General features: G+C 65.2%; 5 protein-coding genes. 4 read left to right on the forward strand and 1 reads right to left on the reverse strand.

Annotated elements, in window-relative coordinates:
- Nucleotides 1-416, reverse strand: a 416-nt coding sequence (locus VGL01_RS09235; protein ID WP_331568575.1) for a PHB depolymerase family esterase, incomplete at its 3' end; no start/stop codon positions are given.
- A 212-nt stretch (nt 417-628) separates the two neighbouring features.
- Here VGL01_RS09235 and VGL01_RS09240 point away from each other — a divergent pair.
- The 4 genes from VGL01_RS09240 to VGL01_RS09255 all read left to right on the forward strand — a co-directional run.
- Nucleotides 629-1,324: a phosphatase PAP2 family protein gene (locus tag VGL01_RS09240; RefSeq protein ID WP_331568576.1), complete on the forward strand. Its 696-nt coding sequence runs from the start codon at nt 629-631 to the stop codon at nt 1,322-1,324.
- Nucleotides 1,325-1,461: 137 nt separating this feature from the next.
- Nucleotides 1,462-2,262, forward strand: coding sequence for a molybdate ABC transporter substrate-binding protein (gene modA / locus VGL01_RS09245; RefSeq protein ID WP_331568578.1), 801 nt, complete (start codon nt 1,462-1,464; stop codon nt 2,260-2,262).
- A 34-nt stretch (nt 2,263-2,296) separates the two neighbouring features.
- Nucleotides 2,297-2,971: a molybdate ABC transporter permease subunit gene (gene modB / locus VGL01_RS09250; protein ID WP_331568580.1), complete on the forward strand. Its 675-nt coding sequence runs from the start codon at nt 2,297-2,299 to the stop codon at nt 2,969-2,971.
- A 55-nt stretch (nt 2,972-3,026) separates the two neighbouring features.
- The coding region (locus tag VGL01_RS09255; RefSeq protein ID WP_331568582.1) for an ATP-binding cassette domain-containing protein at nt 3,027-3,623 on the forward strand (597 nt) is incomplete at its 3' end.

A 3,623-nucleotide genomic window follows, 5' to 3' on the forward strand; every position in this document is an offset into this window, starting at 1 on the left:
ACGGCAAAGCCCTGCGCATCCGCGAGCAAATTCATGCGCGTGCCGGCCGCGAATTCGTCGATGGTCTGTTGGCAGCCGTGAAGCATGACGACCAGCGGCATATTCAGCGTGGATTTGCCTGGCGGCCGGTACAGACCGTACGACAAATGATTGACCAGCTGGCCGGGCAACGGGGGCGCCGAATGAAAAGAGCGGGTCCAGCTTCCTTTGGCCCATGCCGCGGCACGCGGTCGCACACGCGATTCGGGCGCTTCGCGCCGCTTCGCGGCAACCGCCTTGGTTGGAGTTGCGGCCTTGGCGGCGCTGCCCGTGCGCGAGCGACGCTGCTTTTTTGTTGCGGCGCGCAAATATTGGGCCTGCGCGGATACGAGCCGTTTAATGCTGCGAAGCCAGATTTTACTAAGCCCTTTCGTCATCTACGGGATCTCCCAATGGTACGACCGTGCTGGCAGCCATCTTTCATGACGCAATGCACAATACTACGCCCTGTCGATGCGCCGCGCTCGTCCGCCGACGCTGCCGCTATACTCTGTTCGTTCGCGCACGGTTTTTGTCGTCCTTGCGGCCGGCTCGCGCGTTGTGAACGTATGATCAAGCCGGACGCAGCACGCGAACGGCATTCCCCGTTATGTACGACCTGCCGCTTCACCTCTGGTATTCGATCACGCGCCTCGGCGGCGCGGGTCTCACGTTGCCCCTCGCGTTGACCATCGCGCTGTGGCTCGCGCTCGGCTATACATGGCGGCTGGCGCTTGCATGGCTCGGGCTGCTCGCGGGCGCTGTCGGTATCGTCGCGCTCACGAAAATCGCCTTTCTCGGATGGGGTGTCGGTGTCCGAGCCTGGGACTTCACCGGCGTGAGCGGGCATGCCATGCTCTCGACCGCGGTCTATCCCGTCGGCATCTTTCTCATCCTGTTGCCGGCGCGCGCGCGGGTGCGTATAGCCGGTATCGCGATGGGGCTCGCCGCTGGGGTCGCGGTCGGCCTGTCACGCGTGGTATTGGACGCTCACTCGCCGTCCGAGGCCGTGGCGGGCTGCGGCGTAGGAGCCCTCGTCGCCGTGCTGTTCGTCAAGTACGCGTGGAATGCGCGGCCGGGCAAACTTTCGGTCGTTCCCGTCGCGGTCAGTCTGTTGATGCTGGCCGTGGCCCTGCATGACGTGCGCGTTCCGACGCAGCGCTGGATCACCCACGTCGCCCTTCATCTATCGGGCCGCGAGCGGCCGTTCATTCGCGCACGCTGGAAAGCCCGTATCGAGGCGCCACGCCGAGCGCCCGCAGCCGTCTTGCCGCGCGACGCCGCGCTCGGGCCCGGCGTGGCCTGAAAACCGGTTCGCTTCAGGCGTCATCGGCCCTTTGCACCTTCCTTTGCACGAGGAATGCACTCGCACTACCACGCGCGGCTGAACCGTTATAACCTCGGTTATATTACGATAGCGTTTTCACTCCGACCCTGAGCGTCATGACCTTCTTTTCGTCTACCGGGCGGCGCACCGGTGCCCGGCTCGCCGCAGCGGCCGTCGCGGTACTCGGCTGCGTTTTCCATCAAGCGGCTCACGCCGATGAACTCGTGGTATCCGCCGCCACCAGCCTGACGGACGCCTTCAAGAACATCGCCGCAGCGTTCGAGCAACAGCATCCCGGGACGAAAGTGATACTCAACTTCGGCGCTTCGGACATTCTCATGCGGCAAATTGCGAACGGCGCGCCGGCCGACGTCTTCGCGTCCGCAGACCAGACTGCGATGGACAAGGCCGTAGGCGCGGGGGTGATCGATACAGCGTCGCGCGTCGATTTCGCCGCAAATTCGCTGGTGATGATCGTACCGGCCGACGGCAAGTTGGCGCTCAAGACGCCACACGAGCTCGCCACGCGTCCGGACGTCGCACGCGTCGCCCTCGCGGATCCGGCGTCGGTGCCCGCGGGCCGCTACACGCAAAAGGCGCTCGAAGCAGACAGCAAGCAACTCTGGGAAGCGATCAAGGCGAAGGCGGTACTGGCGACCAACGTTCGGCAGTGCCTCGATTACGTCGCGCGCGGAGAAGTCGAGGCCGGATTCGTGTTCGGCACGGATGCTGCCATTGCCGGGCGGCGCGTGAAAGTCGCGGCAACGTTGCCGACGCCGCAACCGATCGCCTACCCCATCGCCATCGTCAAAACGAGCCAGCACGCCGGCGAGGCGAAGGCATTCGTCGATTACGTCCGCTCTTCGGCGGGGCAAACCACGCTCGTCAAATACGGCTTCAAGCCGGCCGCGCAATGATCGATATCGAAGTCTGCACACGGGCCGACCGATGATGGAACCCGCCTGGACGCCTCTGCTCCTCTCGTTGAAAGTAGCCGGATGGGCCACCGCGCTCGATCTCGTGCTTGGCGTTGCAGTGGGACTGGCGCTCGCGCGTTGGCGATCCGGCGCGCGCGATGTCGTCGATTCGCTGCTGACGTTGCCGCTCGTCATGCCGCCCACGGTGCTGGGGTATTACCTCCTGGTGTTGCTCGGCCGGCGGGGCGTGCTGGGTGGAGAACTCGAGTCGTTGGGCATTCACCTCGTTTTCAGCTGGCAAGGTGCCGTCGTCGCAGCGATGGTGGCTGCGTTTCCGCTGGTATTGAAATCGGCGCGGGCCGCGTTCGAGGCCGTGGAGCCTCAGTTCGAACAGGCTGGGCGCACGCTGGGGCTCGGGGAAACGGCGCTCTTTTTCCGCGTCACGCTGCCGCTTGCCGCGCGCGGTATTCTCGCCGGCGCACTGCTCGCTTTTGCACGCGCGCTGGGCGAGTTCGGCGCCACGCTCATGATCGCGGGCAACCTGCCCGGACGCACGCAGACGCTATCGGTCGCGGTCTACGCCGCCGTTCAAGCGGGCGACGATGCAACCGCCAACACGCTCGTGCTCGTGACGTCTGTCGTCTGCGTCGCGGTGCTGCTCATTGCCGGACGGCTCGTTCCGCAACATTCGCTTTTGACTTCGCGCTGAGATGACAGGCTCGAACGGTTCCACGCTCGCTGCACGCGCCACCGACGCACCGCGGATGATCCTTTCCGTCGCCATCCGGAAAACGCTGGTCACGCGCGAGCGGCGCTTCACGCTCGACGTCTCGTTCGAGGCCCATTGCCGCCGTATCGTGCTGTTCGGCCCGTCGGGCGCCGGCAAGACGCTGACGTTGCAGGCGATCGCGGGTCTGCTGCGGCCCGACGACGGCGTCATCTCGCTCGCGGGCAAGACCCTCTTCGACTCGGCCCGGGGCATCGATCTGCCTGCGCGCGAACGCGGCGCGGCCTATCTCTTCCAGGACTATGCGCTCTTCCCGCATCTGAACGTCCGGCAGAACATCGGTTTTTCATTGCGTCGGGGATGGCTCAACCCGGGCGCGCGGCAAGCGCACGAGTCCGTCGATTACTGGATCGATGCCTTCGCGCTCGAAAGCGTAGCCGGCAATTATCCCGCGCAGTTGTCGGGCGGCCAGAAACAACGCGTTGCGCTCGCCCGCGCGCTCGTTTCGCAACCGAACATGCTGCTGCTCGACGAACCGTTCGCCGCGCTCGACGCCGGCATGCGCGAGCGGACGCGGCGCGAACTGGCGGAGCTGCAGGCGCGCCTCGACATTCCGATGGTTTTGATTACACAC

Source organism: Trinickia sp. (assembly GCF_036503415.1).
GTDB lineage: Bacteria > Pseudomonadota > Gammaproteobacteria > Burkholderiales > Burkholderiaceae > Trinickia.

What these genes read in the sequence shown, in the direction of transcription:
- VGL01_RS09240 (WP_331568576.1), top strand. Translation starts at nt 629, where the DNA reads ATGTACGACCTGCCGCTTCACCTCTGGTATTCGATCACGCGCCTCGGC.
- modA (WP_331568578.1), top strand. Translation starts at nt 1,462, where the DNA reads ATGACCTTCTTTTCGTCTACCGGGCGGCGCACCGGTGCCCGGCTCGCC.
- modB (WP_331568580.1), top strand. Translation starts at nt 2,297, where the DNA reads ATGGAACCCGCCTGGACGCCTCTGCTCCTCTCGTTGAAAGTAGCCGGA.